General features: G+C 73.5%; 15 protein-coding genes and 1 pseudogene. 6 read left to right on the top strand and 10 right to left on the bottom strand.

Going from position 1 to position 18,535, the window contains the following annotated elements:
- Positions 1-57: 57 nt before the first annotated feature.
- The 3 genes from IF19_RS0110450 to IF19_RS0110440 form a co-directional block, all read right to left on the bottom strand.
- On the bottom strand, positions 58-912 hold the full coding sequence (locus tag IF19_RS0110450; RefSeq protein ID WP_030117924.1) for a PhzF family phenazine biosynthesis protein: 855 nt from the start codon (positions 910-912) through the stop codon (positions 58-60).
- Positions 913-1,055: 143 nt separating this feature from the next.
- Entirely contained in the window at positions 1,056-1,535 is a 480-nt protein-coding gene (locus IF19_RS0110445) for a lamin tail domain-containing protein (protein ID WP_030117925.1), read from the bottom strand.
- Between the two features lie 261 nt (positions 1,536-1,796).
- Positions 1,797-2,606: an SDR family oxidoreductase gene (locus IF19_RS0110440; RefSeq protein ID WP_030117926.1), complete on the bottom strand. Its 810-nt coding sequence runs from the start codon at positions 2,604-2,606 to the stop codon at positions 1,797-1,799.
- Between the two features lie 144 nt (positions 2,607-2,750).
- On the opposite strand from IF19_RS0110440, the gene IF19_RS0110435 reads away from it, so the two are divergent.
- Positions 2,751-4,418 carry an alkaline phosphatase D family protein gene (locus IF19_RS0110435; RefSeq protein WP_030117927.1) on the top strand — a complete coding sequence of 556 codons (1,668 nt, stop codon included), beginning with the start codon at positions 2,751-2,753 and terminating at the stop codon, positions 4,416-4,418.
- A gap of 12 nt (positions 4,419-4,430) precedes the next feature.
- On the opposite strand, the gene IF19_RS0110430 is transcribed toward IF19_RS0110435, so the two are convergent.
- On the bottom strand, positions 4,431-5,459 hold the full coding sequence (locus IF19_RS0110430) for a Gfo/Idh/MocA family protein (protein ID WP_050492596.1): 1,029 nt from the start codon (positions 5,457-5,459) through the stop codon (positions 4,431-4,433).
- 89 nt (positions 5,460-5,548) lie between these two features.
- Here IF19_RS0110430 and IF19_RS0110425 point away from each other — a divergent pair, with 89 nt between their 5' ends.
- Positions 5,549-6,970 carry a multidrug effflux MFS transporter gene (locus IF19_RS0110425; protein ID WP_030276436.1) on the top strand — a complete coding sequence of 474 codons (1,422 nt, stop codon included), beginning with the start codon at positions 5,549-5,551 and terminating at the stop codon, positions 6,968-6,970.
- 151 nt (positions 6,971-7,121) lie between these two features.
- Here IF19_RS0110425 and IF19_RS0110420 read toward each other — a convergent pair whose 3' ends face one another.
- On the bottom strand, positions 7,122-8,441 hold the full coding sequence (locus IF19_RS0110420) for a hypothetical protein (RefSeq protein ID WP_030117931.1): 1,320 nt from the start codon (positions 8,439-8,441) through the stop codon (positions 7,122-7,124).
- 229 nt (positions 8,442-8,670) lie between these two features.
- Between IF19_RS0110420 and IF19_RS0110415 the strand changes: the two genes are divergently transcribed.
- Entirely contained in the window at positions 8,671-9,663 is a 993-nt protein-coding gene (locus IF19_RS0110415) for a small ribosomal subunit Rsm22 family protein (protein WP_030117932.1), read from the top strand.
- Here the strand turns inward: IF19_RS0110415 and ddaH are convergent.
- Positions 9,660-10,496: pseudogene (gene ddaH / locus IF19_RS0110410) on the bottom strand (dimethylargininase); the annotation flags it as partial. The gene IF19_RS0110415 and the pseudogene ddaH sit on opposite strands and share 4 nt — an antisense overlap.
- Before the next feature lie 204 nt (positions 10,497-10,700).
- Between ddaH and IF19_RS0110405 the strand changes: the two are divergent.
- Both IF19_RS0110405 and IF19_RS0110400 read left to right on the top strand, forming a co-directional pair.
- On the top strand, positions 10,701-11,354 hold the full coding sequence (locus tag IF19_RS0110405) for a TetR/AcrR family transcriptional regulator (protein ID WP_030117934.1): 654 nt from the start codon (positions 10,701-10,703) through the stop codon (positions 11,352-11,354).
- Positions 11,355-11,520: 166 nt separating this feature from the next.
- A complete protein-coding gene (locus IF19_RS0110400) occupies positions 11,521-12,267 on the top strand; it encodes a bifunctional DNA primase/polymerase (RefSeq protein ID WP_030117935.1) in 747 nt (248 codons plus the stop codon).
- A gap of 249 nt (positions 12,268-12,516) precedes the next feature.
- Here the strand turns inward: IF19_RS0110400 and IF19_RS0110395 are convergent, their stop codons facing one another.
- The 4 genes from IF19_RS0110395 to IF19_RS0110380 form a co-directional block, all read right to left on the bottom strand.
- Positions 12,517-13,539 carry an SCO2278 family lipoprotein gene (locus IF19_RS0110395; RefSeq protein ID WP_030117936.1) on the bottom strand — a complete coding sequence of 341 codons (1,023 nt, stop codon included), beginning with the start codon at positions 13,537-13,539 and terminating at the stop codon, positions 12,517-12,519.
- A 158-nt stretch (positions 13,540-13,697) separates the two neighbouring features.
- Entirely contained in the window at positions 13,698-14,537 is an 840-nt protein-coding gene (locus IF19_RS0110390; RefSeq protein WP_030117937.1) for a heme ABC transporter ATP-binding protein, read from the bottom strand.
- Positions 14,534-15,697, bottom strand: a complete 1,164-nt coding sequence (locus IF19_RS0110385; protein ID WP_030117938.1) for a FecCD family ABC transporter permease — start codon at positions 15,695-15,697, stop codon at positions 14,534-14,536. The genes IF19_RS0110390 and IF19_RS0110385 overlap by 4 nt, the downstream gene beginning before the upstream one ends.
- Complete coding sequence (locus IF19_RS0110380) at positions 15,694-16,794, bottom strand: heme/hemin ABC transporter substrate-binding protein (RefSeq protein WP_030276434.1); 1,101 nt, start codon at positions 16,792-16,794, stop codon at positions 15,694-15,696. Before IF19_RS0110380 ends, IF19_RS0110385 begins: the two co-directional genes overlap by 4 nt.
- 259 nt (positions 16,795-17,053) lie before the next feature.
- Between IF19_RS0110380 and IF19_RS0110375 the strand changes: the two genes are divergently transcribed.
- Complete coding sequence (locus tag IF19_RS0110375; RefSeq protein WP_030276432.1) at positions 17,054-18,505, top strand: HtaA domain-containing protein; 1,452 nt, start codon at positions 17,054-17,056, stop codon at positions 18,503-18,505.
- Positions 18,506-18,535: the final 30 nt, after the last annotated feature.

Raw genomic sequence — 18,535 nt, 5'->3', positions numbered from 1 at the left:
GCCCAGGCGGTCCGTATCCGGCCGACTCCGCTGGTACGTTCCCCGGCCGATCAGCGATCAGCCGATCCGGGTTCCCGTCCCGCTGACCCGGACGCGGGGGTCTCCCGCGCGCAGCTCCACGGTGAGTGTGCCCGGACGTCCCATGTTCGCCCCCTGGTGCAGCGTCAGCACGGACGCTTCCGGAACGATCCCCAGCTCCCGTGCGTACGCGCCGAAAGCGGCCGCCGCGGCACCCGTCGCCGGGTCCTCGACGACCCCGCCCACCGGGAACGGATCGCGGACGTGGAAGACCTCGGGGCCCTCACGCCAGACCAGTTGCAGCGTGGTCAGCTCCAGCCGGTGCATCAGCGCTTCGAGCCGGGCGAAGTCGTACGCCAGCTCCGCGAGCCGCTCCCGCGTCGCGGCGGCGAGCACCAGGTGCCGGGCCCCCGCGTAGGCGATCCGGGGCGGCAGCTCCGGGTCGAGGTCGGCGGCCGGCCAGTCCAGGGCCGCCAGCGCCTCGGCCAGGTCCGCATCGGCCACCTCCTCGATGCGCGGGGCCACGCTGGTGAGGGTGGCGCGGAGTTCACCGCCCTCCCGTACGACGGTGACCGGCACCGGCCCCGCCGCCGTGGCGAACTCCAGCTCGCCCGGGCCGTCCCGCTCCGCCAGGGCCAGCGCGGTGGCCACCGTGGCGTGGCCGCAGAAGGGGACCTCGGCCTTCGGGCTGAAGTAGCGGATCGTGTACGCGCCTTCGCCGGTCCGCTCCGTCAGGAACGCCGACTCGCTGTAGCCCAGCTCCGCCGCGACGGCGAGCATGCGCTCCTCGTCCAGCCCGCCGGCGTCCAGGACGACGCCGGCGGGGTTCCCGCCCGCGGGGTCGGCGGAGAAGGCGGTGTAGCGCAGGACCTCGGGCCCGGAATCAGCAGTCATGCAGCTCACCAACCGCCCTGCCGCGCCCGTCATTCCCGGCCGTCCGCACTCCGTGCCGCGCGCGGTGCGCCCGGGACGCGAGCCGTGCGTGGCATGCCCGGGACGCGAGCCGTGCGCGGGACGCGTCTCGGGCGACCGGTCGGTCAGTGGCAGTTCTTGACGCCCTTGTTGGCCTTGGTGGACTTGCCCCACGAGCAGGAGTCCTGGAGCTTCCCGTTCGGCTTGATCAGCCGGGCCTTGTCGCCGGTGTTGTTCCAGACGTACGAGCCCCGGTTCCAGTGCACGGTGCCCGAAACGTTTTTGCCCTTGCCGGTGCGCAGCTTGACCGTCTTGCCGGCGCCGATCGTGTAGCTGCCGAAGGTGTAGGTGTAGCCGGTGTTGTCCTTCACCTTGTAGCCCTTGAGCTGGACCTTCTTCTTGCCGTTGTTGTGGATGTTCACCCACTCGGCGTTCAGCGAGTTCTTCGACCGGTCGTCCTTGCCGGGTCCGTCGTACTGGATGGTGCCGAAGTGCAGTCCGCCCTGGTGGGCGGCTGCCGTGGCCGGGACTGCCGTGGCGAGGAGCGAGCCGGCCAGGGCGGTGGCGGCGACCAGGGCGAGCGGCGCGGCCGTGCGTATGCGCATGCGGTGTTCCTTCTGTGTCGTTCTGGTGAAGGTGTAACAGGATGCGATCATACGGACAGCACGCGCTTGCTCGGCCACAGTTGAAGGAACCCGCAAATTCGGCCATGGACGGGCCAGTTCGGGCGCACTTTGATCATGTGTGATCACGCGCGGTCGGATTCGGGCGGCCGGCCACCCACCTCAGCCACGACCCGCCCCAGCCGCCGCCCGCCCAGGCTTCAGCCCCCCGTCTCCGCGCCCGCCCGCCTCCGCGCCCCCCGCTCAGCCGCGCCCCACGTACGGCATGGTCGTCGCCATCACCGTCGCGAACTGGACGTTGGCCTCCAGCGGCAGCTCCGCCATGTGCACCACGGTCCGCGCCACGTCCGCCGCCGCCATCACCGGCTCCACCGCCAACTCCCCGTTGGCCTGGAGGATTCCGCTCCGCATCCGCTCCGTCATCTCCGTGGCCGCGTTGCCGATGTCGATCTGGCCGCAGGCGATCCGGTACGGGCGGCCGTCCAGCGACAGCGACTTCGTCAGCCCGGTGACCGCGTGCTTGGTCGCGGTGTACGCGATCGAGTGCGGCCGGGGCGCGTGGGCGGAGATCGAGCCGTTGTTGATGATGCGCCCGCCCTGCGGGTCCTGCTCCTTCATCTGCCGGTACGCCGCCTGCGCGCACAGGAAGGCGCCCGTCAGGTTCACGTCCACCACCGCCCGCCAGTCCGCCGCGGCGAGGTCCTCCAGCGGCACGCCGCCGGGGCCGAACGTGCCCGCGTTGTTGAACAGCAGGTCCAGTCGGCCGAACCGCTCCCGTACGGCGGCGAAGAGCGCGTCCACCTCGTCGGCGTCCGTCACGTCCGTGGTGACGCACAGCGCCTCGGTGTCCCCGGCCCCGGCCGCCGTCTCCGCCAGCGGTTCCGCCCGCCGGCCCGCGAGCGCGAGCGACCAGCCGGCCCCCGCCAGGGCGAGGGCGACGGCCCGCCCGATCCCCGATCCCGCGCCCGTGACGACCGCGACCTTCCGGCCCGCCCCGTCGACCCGCTCGTTCCGCCCCGCCCGTTCGGCCTGTTCCGTCTGCTCGTTGTTCATGGCCCGGCAGCGTACGGGACAGGTCGGCGCATCGGGCACGCGGTGCTCATCGACCCGCCATGCGGATGTTGTGCACGCGACAACGGTGCGTCGTCGCGCGCGGTTGCCATGAATCCCGACAGCATCCGGGTTGAGGAGGGGCATATGACAGCCGCACAGACCATCATGACGCCCGATCAGGACGCGCGGGCCGCCGAACTCCGCGCCGCCGCACGGCTGCTCGAACCCGGCGTGGGGCGCAGACGCTTCCTGACCGCGACGGGGGCCGCCGCCGCGCTCGCCTTCGCCGTGAACCTGCCCGCCGCCGGTACGGCGAGCGCCGCCGAACTCGACGCCCGGCGGATCACCGAGAACCCGTTCACCCTCGGCGTCGCCTCCGGCGACCCGCACCCGTCGTCGGTCCTGATCTGGACCCGGCTCGCGCCCCGGCCGTACGAGCCGGGCGGCGGGCTGCCGCGCGGCCGGGTCGAGGTGCGCTGGGAAGTGGCCCGCGACGAGCGCTTCCGCCGGATCGAGCGGCGCGGATCGGCCACCGCCCACGCCGAGTTCGCCCACAGCGTCCGTGCCGAGGTCAAGGGCCTCGGCTCCGGCCGGGTCTACTACTACCGCTTCCGCGCCGGCAGCTGGACCAGCCCGGTCGGCCGCACCCGCACCGCCCCGGCCGCCGGAGCCCGCCCCGGCTCCCTGGCCCTGGCCGCCGTCTCCTGCCAGGCGTACCACGACGGCTACTTCACCGCCTACCGCCACCTGGCCGCCGAGGACGTCGACGCCGTCTTCCACCTCGGCGACTACCTCTACGAGTACGCGGTCAACGCCACCGGCGGCGCCCGCAACTACACCGACCGACGGCTCCCCGCGCACTTCAACCGGGAGACCGTCACGCTGGAGGACTACCGGCTGCGGTACGCCCTCTACAAGTCCGACCCGGACCTGAGCGCCGCCCACGCCGCCCACCCCTTCATCGTCACCTGGGACGACCACGAGACCGAGAACAACTACGCGGGCGGCACCCCCGAGAACGACGTACCGCCCGAGGAGTTCCTGCTCCGCCGGGCCGCCGCGTACCGCGCGTACTGGGAGAACCAGCCGCTGCGCACCCCGCAGCGCCCCACCGGGCCCGACATGCGGCTCTACCGCCGCCTGACCTTCGGCCGGCTCGCCCAGTTCGACATCCTCGACACCCGCCAGTACCGGAGCGACCAGGCGTACGGCGACGGCTGGCGCACCCCCGGGCCCGAGTCCGAGGACCCGTCGCGCACCATGACCGGGGCCGCCCAGGAGCGTTGGCTGATCGACGGATGGCGGGCCTCGAACGCCACCTGGAACGTCGTCCCGCAACAGGTCACCTTCGCCCAGCGGCGCGACGTGCCCACCGACGCGTTCAAGCTCTCCATGGACTCCTGGGACGGCTACCCCGCCTCCCGGCAGCGGGTGCTCGCCGGGGCCGAGTCCGCCGGGGTGGAGAACCTCATGGTCCTCACCGGCGACGTCCACGTCTCCTACGCCTTCGACCTCAAGAAGGACTTCGACGACCCCGCCTCGCGCACGATCGGCACGGAGATCGTCACCACCTCCATCGCCAGCGGCAAGGACGGCTCCGAGCGGCCCGCCAACTGGGAGAACCAGACCCGCGCCAACCCGCACCTCAAGCACTACAACGGGCGGCGCGGCTACGCGCTGGTCACCCTCGGGGCGAAGGAGGCCCGCGCCGACTTCCGTACGGTCGCGGCCGTCACGACCCCCGGCGCGCCCGTCACCACCGCCGCCTCGTTCACCACCGAGGCCGGGAACCCGGGGCTCACGCCCGCGTAGCCGCCGCGTACGTCAGGCGTCCGCCGGATAGCGGACGCCGATGCGGTCCCGTACCGCGTCGAGCGTCCGCATCACCGCCAGCGAACCCTCCAACGGGACGAGCGGGGACTCCCGCTCGCCCGCCCGCACCGCGCGCGCCACCTCGACGGCCTCGTACTGCATGCCGGACAGCCCCCGCGGCCCCGGCCCCGAGGTGATCGTCTCCGGTTCCTCGCCCGCCCGCCGCAGGACGAAGTGGTCCGGGTGGAAGAAGTCGCGCGGTACGTCGATCCGCCCGGCGGTCCCGATCACGGTGGCCGCCGTCGGATGGTGGCCGACGATCGAACAGGACAGCAGCGCCGACGCACCGGAGTCCCAGCCGAGCAGCATCCCCGTGTTCAGGTCCACCCCCTCGGGGGAGAGGAGCGCCTCGGCCTGGACCCGGTCCGGCTCGCCCAGCAGCAGGTGCGCGAACGACACCGGGTACACCCCGAGGTCCAGCAGCGCCCCGCCGCCCAGCTCCGGATCGCGCAGCCGGTGGCCGGGGGCGAAGTCGCCCGCGAAGCCGAAGTCCGCCTGGACGGTCCGGACCTCGCCGATCGCCCCGTCCCGGACCAGCTCGGTCAGCCGCCGGACCACCGGGTCGATGTAGGTCCACATGGCCTCCATCAGGAACAGGCCCCGCTCCCGGGCCAGCGCCACCAGCTCCTGTGCCTCCCGGCTGTTGAGCGTGAACGCCTTCTCGCACAGCACGTGCTTCCCGGCCCGCAGGGCGAGCGAGGCGGCCGCGTGGTGCGCCGAGTGCGGGGTGGCGACGTACACCACGTCCACCGCGTCGTCGGCGACCAGCTCCGCCCAGCTCCCGTACGCCCGCTCGACCCCGTGCCGCTCCGCGAAGGCCCGCGCCGACGCCTCCGTGCGCGAGGCCACCGCCACCACCTCGGCGTCCGGGAGCCGCTGGACGTCCGCCGTGAACGTCGCGGCTATGCCGCCCGTCGCCAGTACGCCCCAGCGCACCGTGTCACCCGTGCCCGCGCCACCCGCGCCCGCCGCCCCAGCCATGTCCGCCACCCCAGCCCGCCCGAAAAAGGTATCGACCACTCCGGTCGAGCTGAGAGCATAGATGCGGATTCAACGATGTGGAGATGAGAATGCCGGAGAGCGGCGGCAGCCGGGCCCAGCGAGCAGACGTACCCGGAGACATACCCCCCTCCGGGAACCGTCCCGGAACCGACGGGGCGCCCGTCGTCCCGCACGGCGACGCGGGGGCGCTCGCCGTCGACCCGGCGGCCCCGCAGGCCACGGCCCCGGCCGGGCTGCCCGGCCCGGCGCTCGCGGGCGCGGCGGCGAAGGCCACCCGCCGCACCGGGCTCCTGGTCACCCTGGTCCTCGGCGGACTCACCGCCCTGCCGCCGCTCTCCATGGACATGTACCTCCCGGCGCTCCCGGCGGTCACCGACTCGCTGAGCGCCCCCGCCGCCACCATCCAGCTCACGCTGACCGCGTGCCTGGCCGGCATGGCGCTCGGCCAGCTCGTCGTCGGGCCGATGAGCGACCGCTGGGGCCGGCGCACCCCGCTGCTGCTCGGCATGGTCGTCTACGTCCTCGCCACCGCGATCTGCGCCCTGGCCCCCACCGCCGGACTCCTCATCGGCTTCCGCCTCCTCCAGGGGCTGGCGGGCGCGGCCGGCATCGTGATCGCGCGGGCGGTGGTGCGCGACCTCTACGACGGCGTGGAGATGGCCCGGTTCTTCTCCACCCTGATGCTGATCTCCGGCGTGGCCCCGATCGTCGCCCCGCTGATCGGCGGGCAGGTCCTGCGGATCACCGACTGGCGGGGCATCTTCGTCGTGCTGACCGCCGTCGGCATCGTGCTCACCCTCGTCGTGTGGAAGTGGCTGCACGAGACGCTGCCGCCCGCCGACCGCCACACCGGCGGGGTCTCCGACGCCCTGCGGACCATGCGCGGGCTGCTCGCCGACCGGGTCTTCACCGGCTACATGGTCGCGGGCGGTCTCGCCTTCGCCGTCCTGTTCGCGTACATCTCCGCCTCCCCGTTCGTCGTCCAGGAGATCTACGGGGCCTCGCCGCAGACGTTCAGCCTGCTCTTCGGGCTCAACTCGATCGGCCTGATCATCGTGGGGCAGATCAACGGCAAGCTCCTCGTCGGCCGGATCAGCCTCGACAAGGTGCTCGGCTTCGGCCTCGCCGTGATCGTGCTGGCCGCCGTCGCCCTGCTGCTCATGACCCTCGGCGTCTTCGGCGAGGTCGGGCTCTTCCCGGTCGCGGCCGGCCTCTTCGTGCTGATGTCGGCGATGGGCCTCGCGATGCCGAACACCAACGCCCAGGCGCTGATGCGAACCAAGCACGCGGCGGGCTCCGCCTCCGCGCTGCTCGGCACCTCCTCGTTCCTCATCGGGGCCGTCGCCTCGCCACTGGTCGGGATCGCGGGGGAGGACACGGCCGTCCCGATGGCCGTGGTCCAGGTGGTCTGCGCGCTGGCGGCGGTGGGCTGCTTCCTGTTCCTGTGCCGCCCCTGGCAGCGCGCGGGCAGGGAGGCGGGCGCCCTCTGACGGAGGGCCCCCGGGCAGACGGCCGGTGGATCGCCTACGGGGCGGCGGATCGCTCACGGGCCGACGGAGTGCCTTCGGCCCGATGGATCGTCCCCGGCTCGACGGAGTGTCCGGTCGGCGGAACGCCCCCGGGCGGCCCCGGTACCGGCGGTCAGCCCGTGCGCGGGTAGCCGATCAGGCGGTCCCGGTCCTGCCGGTCGGTCCAGCGGAACACCCCGACCCCGGTCGTCTCCGTGTCCGGCAGCCGCACGTCGCGCGACAGCCGCTCGGTGCTCCAGGTCGCGAAGTCCATCGTGACCGGGATGCCGCCGCCGGACAGCGCCTCCGACGCGTCGCGCGCGTTCTCGGCCCCGTACGCGATGCCGTCGTCCGTCACCGTGGCCAGCGACAGATGCGCGGCCCCGTCCTCGTCCTCGAAGCAGCGGCCCTGCTTGGCCTCCAGGTCGAAGGCGAGGTTCCCGGCGACCAGATACGCGCCCGAGGGGGAGAGGACGGCCTGCGGATAGCGGCCCGGCTGTATGGCCGGCCGGTGGCACTCCACCGAGGCCAGCACCTCGCCGGTCGCCGCGTCGTGCACCGCCCACAGCTCGTGGGTCGCCGCCCGCTTGGTCTTCTTCGCGGGCGACCACTTCGCCAGCACCTGGCCCGGGGCCGTCGACGTCACCACCCCGCTGCCCCTGTCGGTCCCCTTGGGCGCCACGTTCCGGCTGAACCAGCCGCCGCGCACCCAGAACTCCCGCGCCCCGCCCACGAGCAGCCCCTCGACGGTCTGCCCGTGCACCTCGGTGAGCTGCTTGCAGGCGGTGCACCCCTTGGGGTACTTCAGCTTGTCCGCGGCCAGTTCGGACACCTCGCCCGTGACCGGGTCCACCAGGGTGCTGTTGGCCTTCGCGTCGCTGATCACGATGTCGGGGCCGTCGGTGTGGACGTCCGGGGCGCCGGACCACGGCACCTCGACGCGCTGCCGGTTGCCGTTCGTCACGTCGTACAGGTCGAGCGCGATGAAGGTGCTCGACGGCGACAGACCGTCGCCTACCTTCCCGTACGACCAGGTCAGAAAGTACTGCCGGTCGCCCTTGGTCACCGTGGCCAGCTTGGGGTAGTGCAGCGGGTCGGGCTGCTGCCACGGCTTGCCGCGCCAGCCCAGTTCGCCGGTGGCGGCCTCGACGGTGCGCAGCCGGTAGCGGTTGCCCTCGGACCGCTCCAGGTAGGCCAGCAGGCCCGTGGCGTGGGAGACGGCCACGTCGGGGGAGGTGCCGATGATCTCCCAGCCCCGGCCCGTCGCGTACTGGGGCGGGACGGTCAGCCGGGTCACCGGCCCGGCGCTCGGCATCGCCGGCTCCGCCGTCCCCTTCGCCGCGCCCTTCCCGTCGCCTCGGTCCGGGTCGCCGCCGCAGGTGGCCAGCAGCAGGAGCAGGGCGAGAAATACCACACCGCCCACCAGCGTCAGCCGCACGATCTTCTGCCTCATGGCTCCCCTGCTGGACCATCGTGACCCGGTGCTCTCCACGCGCGGGCCAGCGTAGCAACAGCCCGGTGGCGGCGTGGAGTTCGCCGGATTCCCGTTCCGTGCCGGTCAGGTGGGACCGTGGCGGCGGCTCGGCGGCCGGGGACACGCCCCCGCCACCTCGCCCTCGCGCCGGTCCGGCCCCGGGGTGACGGAATGCGGGCCGCGGGCCGGCGCCGCCTACAATTCGCCGGTGAACGCCACCCTCCCCACCGCCCAGTCCCTGCGCGCGGCGCTGGCCGGACTGCTCGACGGTCTGCCGCCCAAGCAGGCCACGCAGGCCGTCGACCGGCTGATCGCCAGCTACCGGGGGGAGACCCCGACCGACGCCCCGATCCTGCGGGACCGCTCCGACGTCGTCGCGTACGCCGCCTACCGGATGCCCGCCACCTTCGAAGCCGTACGGTCCGCCCTCGACGCCCTCGTCGAGGCAGCGCCCGACTGGACGCCCGCCACCCACACCGACGTCGGGGGCGGCACGGGCGCGGCGAGCTGGGCGGTCGCCGGGGCCTGGGAGGGCCCGGCCACCACCGTCCTGGACTGGGCCGAACCGGCCCTCGCCCTCGGCCGGGAACTGGCCCGGGCGTCCGGGTCCCCCGGACTGCGCGACGCGCGCTGGGAGCGGGCCCGGATCGGCGCGGCCCTGGAACTGGCCCAGGCCGACCTGGTCACCGTCAGCTACGTCCTCAAGGAGCTGACCGCCGCCGCCAGGACCGAACTGGTCGACGCGGTCGCGGCCGCCGGGCAGGCCGTGGTGATCGTGGAACCCGGCACCCCGGACGGGTACGCCCGGATCATCGAGGCCCGCGACCGGCTGATCGCCGCCGGACTGCGGATCGCGGCCCCCTGCCCGCACAGCGCCGCCTGCCCCATCGAGCCCGGGGCCGACTGGTGCCACTTCTCGGCCCGGGTCAGCCGCTCCTCGCTGCACCGGCAGGTCAAGGGCGGCTCGCTCAGCCACGAGGACGAGAAGTTCAGCTACGTCGTCGCCACCCGCTTCCCCGCCGCCCCCGCGCCCGCCCGGATCACCCGCAGGCCGCAGATCCGCAAGGGCCAGGTGCTCCTGGAGCTGTGCACCCGGGAGGAGGGACTGGCCCGCACCACGGTCACCAAGCGCCACGGCGAGCAGTACCGGGCGGCCAGGAACGTCGCCTGGGGCGACCCCTGGCCGCCGGACATCCCTTAGCCGCGCAGCTCCTGCGTACAGCACTTCACGCTGCCGCCGCCCTTGAGCAGCTCGCCCAGATCCATCGGGACCGGCTCGAAGCCCCGGTCCCGCAGCGGGCCGAGCAGCCCCGTCGCCCCCTGCGGCAGCAGCACGTGCCGGCCGTCGCTGACCGAGTTCAGGCCGAACGCCGCCGCGTCCGCCTCCCGGGCGAGCAGCGCGTCCGGGAACAGCCGGCGCAGCACCGCCCGGCTGCCGGCGGAGAACGCGTCCGGGTAGTACATGATCTCGTCGGCCGCCGCGTCCAGCACGCACAGCGCGGTGTCCAGGTGGTAGTAGCGCGGGTCCACCAGATCGAGGCCGACGACCGGCACGCCGAAGAACTCCTGGGCCTCCGCGTGCGAGAGCGGACTCGACCGGAAGCCGCGCCCGGCCAGCAGGTACGAGGAGGTGACGGCGAAGTCGCCCTCGCCCTCGTTGACGTGCTCCGGTTCATGGATCTCGGTGAAGCCGTTGTCCCGGAACCAGTCCCGGTGCGCCCCGGCCTCCGCGTACCGCTCCCGGTACGCGAACAGCGCGCCGAGCACCCGGCCGCCGATCACCGTGGCCCCGTTGGCGGCGAAGACCATGTCGGGCAGGTCGGGGCGGGGGTCGAGCAGTTCGACGGTGTGGCCGAGCGCGCGGTAGCGGTCGCGCAGGTCCTCCCACTGGGTCCGGGCCAGCGGCAGGTCCACGGGTTTGGACGGGTCCATCCACGGGTTGATGGAGTAGGTGACCCGGAAGTGCGCCGGGGCGCACATCAGGTAGCGACGAGGGGTGGCGTCACGGTTCAACTCGGGCTCCTCGCGATCGGCGGCGGTGGCCGCGGAACGGTGGGATGCGCACGGTCTGTGCGTGAGCCCATGGTGAGCCCTGCGCGCCGGATCCGCAGTGAACCGATCAGGTGGTTTACCGGCGGTGCCACATGTGCTGCGACGGCCGCGAGAGGCGCGGACGGACCGGACACCACGGATACGTAAGACGATACGTCTCGGCTCGCCCGGCGCTACTCTGGGCGCATGGCAACCACCAAAGCACCCGACGCCGGCCGCCGCAGCGACCGCTCCCGCCGCGCCATCCACGACGCCGCCCTCGCCCTCGTCACGGAGCAGGGATACCGGCGCACGACGATCGAGGGTATCGCCGCCCGCGCCGGGGTGGGCAAGCAGACCATCTACCGCTGGTGGCCCTCGAAGGCCGCCGTGCTGATGGACGCCTTCCTGGACCTGGCGGGCCGCACCGCCGAGGACGCCGGCGGCGCCCCGCAGCCGGACGGCGCCGCCTCCTCCGGCGGGAGCGCGCCCGGCTTCCCCGACACCGGGGACCTGGCCGCCGACCTCAAGACCGTCCTGCGGGCCACCGTCGACGAGCTGAACAACCCCGTCCTGGAGGCCGTCACCCGCGCGCTCACCGCCGAGGGCATCGTGGACGCGAAGCTCGGCGCCGAGTTCGTCCAGCAGCTCCTCGACCCGCAGCTCGCGCTGTACGTCACCCGGCTGCGGGCCGCCCAGGAGGCCGGGCACGTACGCGCCGAGGTGGACCCCCGGATCGCCCTGGAGCTGCTGATCGGCCCGCTGATGCACCGCTGGCTGCTCCGCACCCTGCCGCTCACCCACGCCTACGCCGACGAGGTCGTCGACTGCGCGATCGGTGGGCTCACCCCCCGCGCATGATCACCTACGGGGTCGTCTTATCCGGTATGTGGCGACATCGGACGTGATGGTGCTCACTCGGTGCAGTGGTACACGGCCCCGCTGGTGAACTCTGGCCACCCGAACCGCAGGATGGTGCGACCATGGATGGGCAACGCTGAGGTGAACTGCTGAGGTGAGGGGATAGATGGGCGCCGATTCCGGCCGTTTCCGCGGCACAGAGAGCAGGATCTCCCAGTGGCTGCGGCGACGCCCCAAACCGTCGGGGACCGAGCCCGACGAGACGGCCAGACTGGCACTGCTCCTGGCGGTCGCCGACGCGGGCATGCCCATCGCCCCCGCCGCCCACCCCGTCGGATACCGATGTTCGTGCGAGCGCATCGGCTGCCCCACCCCCGCCCGGCACCCCGTCTCCTTCGCCTGGCAGACGCAGTCGACGACCGACCGCGCCCAGATCGAGCGCTGGGCGGCGGGCCAGCCGCAAGCCAACTTCATCACCGCGACCGGCATGATCCACGACGTGCTGGACGTGCCGCTCACCGCGGGCCGGGAGGCCCTGGAGCGCCTTCTCGACGCCGGCGTCCACGTCGGCCCGGTCGCGCAGTCCGGCGAGGACCGGATGCTCTTCTTCACCGCCACCCGCGGCACCCCCGAGGACGAGGACGAGTGGTGGCCGTGCGAGCTGGACTGCCATCCGGAGACGATGGACGCCCATCCGGGCCTGCGCTGGCACTGCCGGGGCAGCTACGTCCTCCTGCCGCCCGCCCGGCTCCCCGGTGAGCTGGACGTGCGCTGGGAGCGCGGTCCCGAGCACGAGCTGCCCGACCCGCTGACCCTGCTGGAGACGCTCACCGACGCCTGCGCGCGGTACGCGGGCAGCGCCGAGCAGAGCGAACTGGACCACGACGCGGTGGCCTGGCCGCTGAGCCGGTAGGCCGTTGACACGTGCGGGCCGTTGACACGTGCGTCGTACGTGGACGGCCGCCGTACGCCGTACGACAGGAGTGCGCGCACGGGCCGCCCCGCACCGGAACGAACGCGTACGGGAATGAGCGCGTACGGTCGCGTTTCGGGAACGCGCGTGTACGGAAGCGGGCCCGCACGGGAACGGTCATCGGAGCGCCGCCGTACGTACACGGGGGGGGCGGCCGCCCCCCCGTGACCGGGTGAGCGCCCGCCGCGCCTACGCGCCCTTCGCCGCGACCAGCCCCGGCAGCCGGTTCAGTATCCGCACCTTGCCGCCCGCGCCCGTGTCCGAGCCGGAACCGGCCCCCTCGGCGCGCGGCGGCACCTGCGCCACCTGGCCGGAGACGCGTTCCTTGGTGAGGCTGCTCTTCACCTCGCCCGACAGCAGCGCCTTCGTGTCCGCGCTCACCTCGGGCCGCAGCCCCTCCGCCGCGGTCTGCCGCTCGAAGTGCTTGCTGCTGAAGAAGACCAGCGCCCCGCCGCCCTCGGTGCGCAGGCCGAGCGGGGCGAACGCCCCGTCCGTCAGCGGCTGGTCGACGTACTGGAAGGAGAACCCCGCCCGCTCGGTGGTACGACGCGTCTCACGCCACCCCGTGGTCGATGACGAGGGGGCGAACACGTCCGGCGAGCCGTCCTGGAGGAAACCGGCGTACGACGTGCTCAGCTCCGCCGGGGCCACGGCCAGCGACTCGTCCCGCGGTTTCACGGGGGTGGCGAACCCGTCCCCGTCCACGGTGAACTCCGGTACCTGCGACGGCGGGACGACCGCGAGGTAGGCGGCCTTCCACGGTGCGTCGGGGCCCGACCGCACGAAGACCACCAGCCAGCGGGTGTCCAGCTTGCCGCCGTCCTCGTCCCGGTTGGAGTCGGTGTTCGCGAGGAACCAGCGCGGCCAGCCCGCCTTCTTGGGGATGACGTAGGCGGCGTCGTCCAGGACCAGCGGCTGGTGCCGCTTGTTGCCGTCGGGGTTGTACGACCGTCGCGCCTTGAGCCCGGCCTGGTTGATCGCGCCGAGCGGGCCCGTCACCCGATCCGCGTCCAGCGCCGGATCGTACGCCTTGTCCGCCGCGTTGTAGGCGTCGGTGAACTCCTTGAGGGCCCGCGCCGCCTCGGACTTCTTCGCCCCGGGCACCACCGCCAGCTCCCCGTGCACCGTGACGCAGCCGCTCGCCGTCACACACAGCACCGTCGCCGTCGCGATCCCCGCCGCCAGCCGGCCCAGCCGAGGGTGTCTCGTCATCCGTTGCTTCCGCGCCTTCTGATCCCGTCGCCCGCACTGACCGTCGAAACCCTACCGGGGCCGCGAACGGCGCGCGGGCGGGGACCGGTTACCGCGCCCGCACCGTGACCCGGCCCGACCCGCCGGGCCGCGCGGGCCCGACGGGGCGGGGCGGCGGCTCAGCCCTGACGGACCGGCACGATCAGCGGCTTGCCCGTACGGGGATGGGGGAAGACCTCCACCGGCTGCCGGTAGACCTCGCCGAGCAGGTCGCCGCCGAAGACCTGCTCCGGCGGGCCCAGTTCCGCGATCCGGCCCTCGTGCAGCACCGCCGCCCGGTCCGCGTACGCGGCGGCGAGCCCCAGATCGTGCAGGACGACCACCACCGCGTCGCCCGCGGCGGCCCGCTCCCGGCAGATCCGCAGCACCAGCTCCTGATGGCGCAGGTCCAGCGCGGCGGTCGGCTCGTCCAGCAGCATCAGCGGAGCCCGCTGGGCCAGCACCCGGGCCAGCGCCACCCGCGCCTTCTCGCCGCCGGACAGCGCGGAGAAGGGCCGCCCGGCGAACCGGGTCACCTCGGTGGCCGCCATCGCCGCCGCCACCGCCGCGTCGTCCTCGTCCTCCCGCTCCGTACCGGCCCAGGGCGCGCGCCCCATCCGTACGACGTCCTCCACCGGGAACGGGAAGGACAGCGCGGCGGACTGCGGCAGCACCGAGCGGCGCAGGGCCAGTTCGGGCGCGGACCAGTCGGCGGTCGAGCGGCCGTCGACGCGCACCTCGCCGCTCCCGGCGGGGAGATCGGCGGCCAGCGCGGCGAGCAGGGTCGACTTGCCCGCGCCGTTCGGACCGACCAGGGCGACGACCTCGCCCGCGTGCGCGGTCAGATCGAGGGAGTCCAGCACCTGCCGCCCGCCGAGCCGGACCGACAGCCCGACCGCCTCCACGGCGGGGGCGCCGACGGCGACGGGCGAGGGCAGCTCCCGGCTGCGCACCGCGAACAGGTCTCTCAGCGTCCTCATGCCCAACCACCTTGCCTACGACGGGTCCTGCGCAGCAGCCAGAAGAAGAACGGGCTGCCGAACAGCGCGGTCAGCACCCCGAGCGGCAGTTCGGCGGGGGCCGCCACCGTACGGGCCGCGAGGTCGCCCGCGACCAGGATCACGCCGCCGCCGAGCGCGCTGGCCGGCACGAGGAAGCGGTGGCCGGGCCCGTTCGCCATCCGCAGCAGGTGCGGGACGAGCAGCCCGACGAAGGAGATGATCCCGGCGACGGCGACCGCCGCCGCCGTCAGCAGGGCCACCACCAGCACCAGCACGATCCGCAGCCGCTCCACGTCCACGCCCAGGTGCCGGGCGGGGCGCTCGCCGAGGGCCAGCAGGTCCAGCTTGCGGGCGTAGAACGGGGCGATGAGGAGCCCGGCCACCGCGCACGGCAGTACCGCGAGCACCTTGGGCCAGGTGGCCTGGGAGAGCGAACCGAGCTGCCAGAAGGTGATCTGGGTGATCTGCGCGTTGTCGGCGAAGAAGATGAACAGACCGATCAGCGCGCCCGCGAAGGCGTTGACCGCGATGCCGGTGAGGATCAGCGTCACCACCTCGGTCCGGCCGCCGGAGCGCGACAGCGCGTAGACGAGGAGCACGGTCGCCAGCCCGGCGACGAACGCGCATACGGTGATGGTCCAGTTGCCGAAGAAGCTCAGGCCGAGCGCGATCGAGGCGACCGCGCCGACCGCCGCACCCGCCGAGATCCCGATGACGCCGGGCTCCGCGAGCGGGTTGCCGAACACGCCCTGCATCAGCGCGCCCGCGCAGCCGAGGGACGCGCCGACGAGCAGCGCGAGGACGACCCGGGGGAGCCGTACGTTCCACAGGACGCTCTCGCCGACCCGGTCGAGCGCCTGGCCGCCGAGGCCGATCCGGTGCTGGACGGAGGAGAGGACGTCGCCGAGCGGGATGTTGTACGCGCCGATCGCCGCCGACAGCAGGCAGCCGACGACCAGGGCGACCGTGAGCCCGAGCGTGAGCAGGAACGTCCGGCTGCGACGGGACGCGGCCGGCGCGGCCGGTGTCTCCGGAGCGGAGGCGGTCGAGGAGGCGGGGGCGGTCGAGGGAGTAGGGGCGGTCGCCGGGGGCGGGGTCTTCTCCACGTCCCCGGCGCGTTCCTCGTACGAGGTCGTCACCGGCCCTCGCCGCCCTTCGCGTACAGCTGCTCGACGATCTCCGTCAGCACCCGGTCGGTGCGCGGCCCGTAGTTGAGGAGCATCCCGTCGTCCACGGTGACGACCCGGCGGTCCATTCCGGCCGGGGTCTCCGCGATGCCGGGGATCTTCACCAGGCCCTCCATGCCGCCGACCGACTCGAACCCCTTGGTCATCAGGAGGATCGCGTCCGGCGCGGCCTTGGCGAGGGCCTCGCTGGTGATGGCGGTGAAGTCCTTCTTCAGCCCGGACTCCTTGCCCGCGTCCACCGCGCCCGCCGCCTCCAGCAGCGAACCGGCCCCCGACTCCGCGCCGCCCAGCAGGTAGACGGCGGCCGAACCGCGCAGATAGAGGAAGGCGACCCGGGGCTTCCTGCCGTCCGGAGCGGCCGGGATGGACTTCTGGACGGCGGCGATCCGGTCCTCGGTCCGCTTCTTCAGCTCGGCGCCCGCCGACGGCACGCCGAGCGCCTCGGCGACGGTGTCGATCCGGCGGCCGACGTCGGCCAGCTCCTTGGCGGGCTCGACGACGAGCAGCGGGATGCCCGCGTCGCGGATCTGGTCGATCGCCTCGCTCGGGCCGGTGGTGGTGTCGGCGAGGACGATCGTCGGCTTCAGCGAGAGCACGCTCTCCGCCGACACGTCATGGGCCCGGGTCACCACCGGGAGCTTCTCCGCCTGTTCGAAGGTGGCGGTGATGTCCCGGGCGACGACCTGCCGGTCGAAGCCGAGGGTGAAGACGATCTCGCTGAGGGACCCCGTCAGCGGCACGATCCGGTCGGTGGAGTCGATCGTGACCTTCGTGCCGTCCGCCGAGTCGACCGTCACGGGCAGCTTCGGCGCGGGCGCGGCGGCCAGCGGTTCGACCCGGTCCGCCTCGGCGGAGCCCTTGGCGGACGCCGGCTTCGGCGCGGGCTCCGCCCCTTGGCCGCACCCGCTCAGCACCAGCGCGAAGGCCACCGCGGCGGTGAGGGCGGCGACCGCCCTGCCCCGGGCCGGACGACGGCGGGCCGTCCGTCCGGCGTCCGGGCCCGCGGGGCCCCCGGTCGCCCGGGGGGCGAAGTCCTGCGTGATGCGCACTGGGCACCGTCCTGTCGTTCTGCGGTGTGCTGGTCGTGGCGTGCTGACGGGCCGTGTCCCCCCGGGCGGCCGGTGGGCCGTGCCCGGCGGGGGCCCGTCGGTGAACCGTGCCGGTCGCCGCCCCGGTGGAGCGGCACGGAGGCGGCCGTGACGTGGAGCGGATGTGTCGAGGTCGTGGAGATGCCGGAGGGGTTCCGGCGAGGGTTGGCAATACCTTAGGTTAGCCTTACCTGCGTATCCAGTCCTCGGAGGGTCCCTCATGCCGTCGTCCAGATCCATCCGCGCGCTCGCCGTCGCGCTCCTCGCGGTTCTGCTGGGGGCCCTGCTCCCCGCCGCCACCGCGCAAGCGGCAAGCCGCACGGTGCAGGGCGGCCGACTGGACTGGGGCATCAAGTCCTCCTTCCAGAGCTACGTCACCGGGCCCATCGCGGGCGGCAGTTGGAGCCTGACCGGCGGCGCGGCCACGGTCGGCGGCAGCCAGTTCCGCTTCCACTCGGCGACCGGCTCCTACGCCCCCGACACCGGCGTGCTCACCTCCGGATTCTCCGGCGGCGTGCACTTCACCGGCCACAAGAAGGCCGACGGCAGCAACGAGCTGGACCTCACGATCAGCCGTCCCACGATCCGGATCAGCGGCGGCAGCGGCATGCTCCACGCCGACATGGTCAGCAAGGAGCGGGGGACCGGCAAGGTTTCCCGCCGCTCCCAGGTGCCGCTGGCCGAGCTCGGTCTCGGCGGGATCGACATGAGGGGCGGCTCCACCCCCATCGCCCTCACCAACGTCCCCACCACGCTGACCGGCGAAGGCGCCTCCGCCTTCGCCGGCTACTACACCGCCGGCACCCCCCTCGACCCGATCAGCCTCTCCGTCGACACCAAGGGCGCGGCAGCGCAGCCGAAGCCGTCCGCCCCGGAGAAGAAGAAGGACGAGGACGGCAAGGACGACGAGAAGAAGGAGAAGGCCGGCCGCTTCGAGGACGCCGCCGTCGACTGGGGCGTGCGCCGCACCTTCCGCGAGTACGTCACCGGCTCCATCGGCCAGGGCAAGTGGACGCTCGCCGACGGCGCCCAGGACGGCGGGGCCCTGTTCCGCTTCCCGCAGGGCAAGGGCACGTACGACGCGAAGAAGCAGACCCTCGACGCCGGTTTCAGCGGCAGCGTCCGCTTCACCGGCGCCCACGACCTCGACCTGACGTTCGCCGCCGTCACGGTGGCCGTCACCAAGGGCAAGGGCACCCTGTCGGCCGACGTCACCAGCGGCGGCACGACCACCAAGGGCGTCCCGATCGTCACCTTCACCGCCGAGGACTTCGCCCCGAAGGACGGTCTCGCCGCCCTCACCGAGGCGCCCGCCACCCTCACCGCCGAAGGCTCCAAGGCGTTCAACTCCATGTACAAGGCGGGCACCGCGATGGACCCGGTCTCGCTCGCCGTGGCCGTCGACGAGAAGGCCCAGCTGCCCGCGCTGCCGGACCTCGGCAGCGAGCCGACGGCGGCCGCGGCCGAGCCCGTGAAGAAGGCCGCGGAGAAGCCCTCGGCCGCACCGGCCGCCGCCTCCTCCGACTCCGGCCCCGGCGCCGGCACCTGGGCGGCCATCGGCGGCGGAGTGCTCCTGCTCGCCGCCGCCGGGGCCTTCTTCGCCCTGCGCCGCCGCGGCTCCGGTCCGGGCTCCGACGCCACCACGGGCTCCGACGCCCCCACGACCTCCTGACCCCGGCACCCGTGCGCGCCTTATGGGTCG

The organism is Streptomyces californicus, assembly GCF_000717645.1.
Lineage (GTDB): Bacteria > Actinomycetota > Actinomycetes > Streptomycetales > Streptomycetaceae > Streptomyces > Streptomyces californicus.
This window is presented reverse-complemented; position numbering and strand designations above follow the sequence as displayed.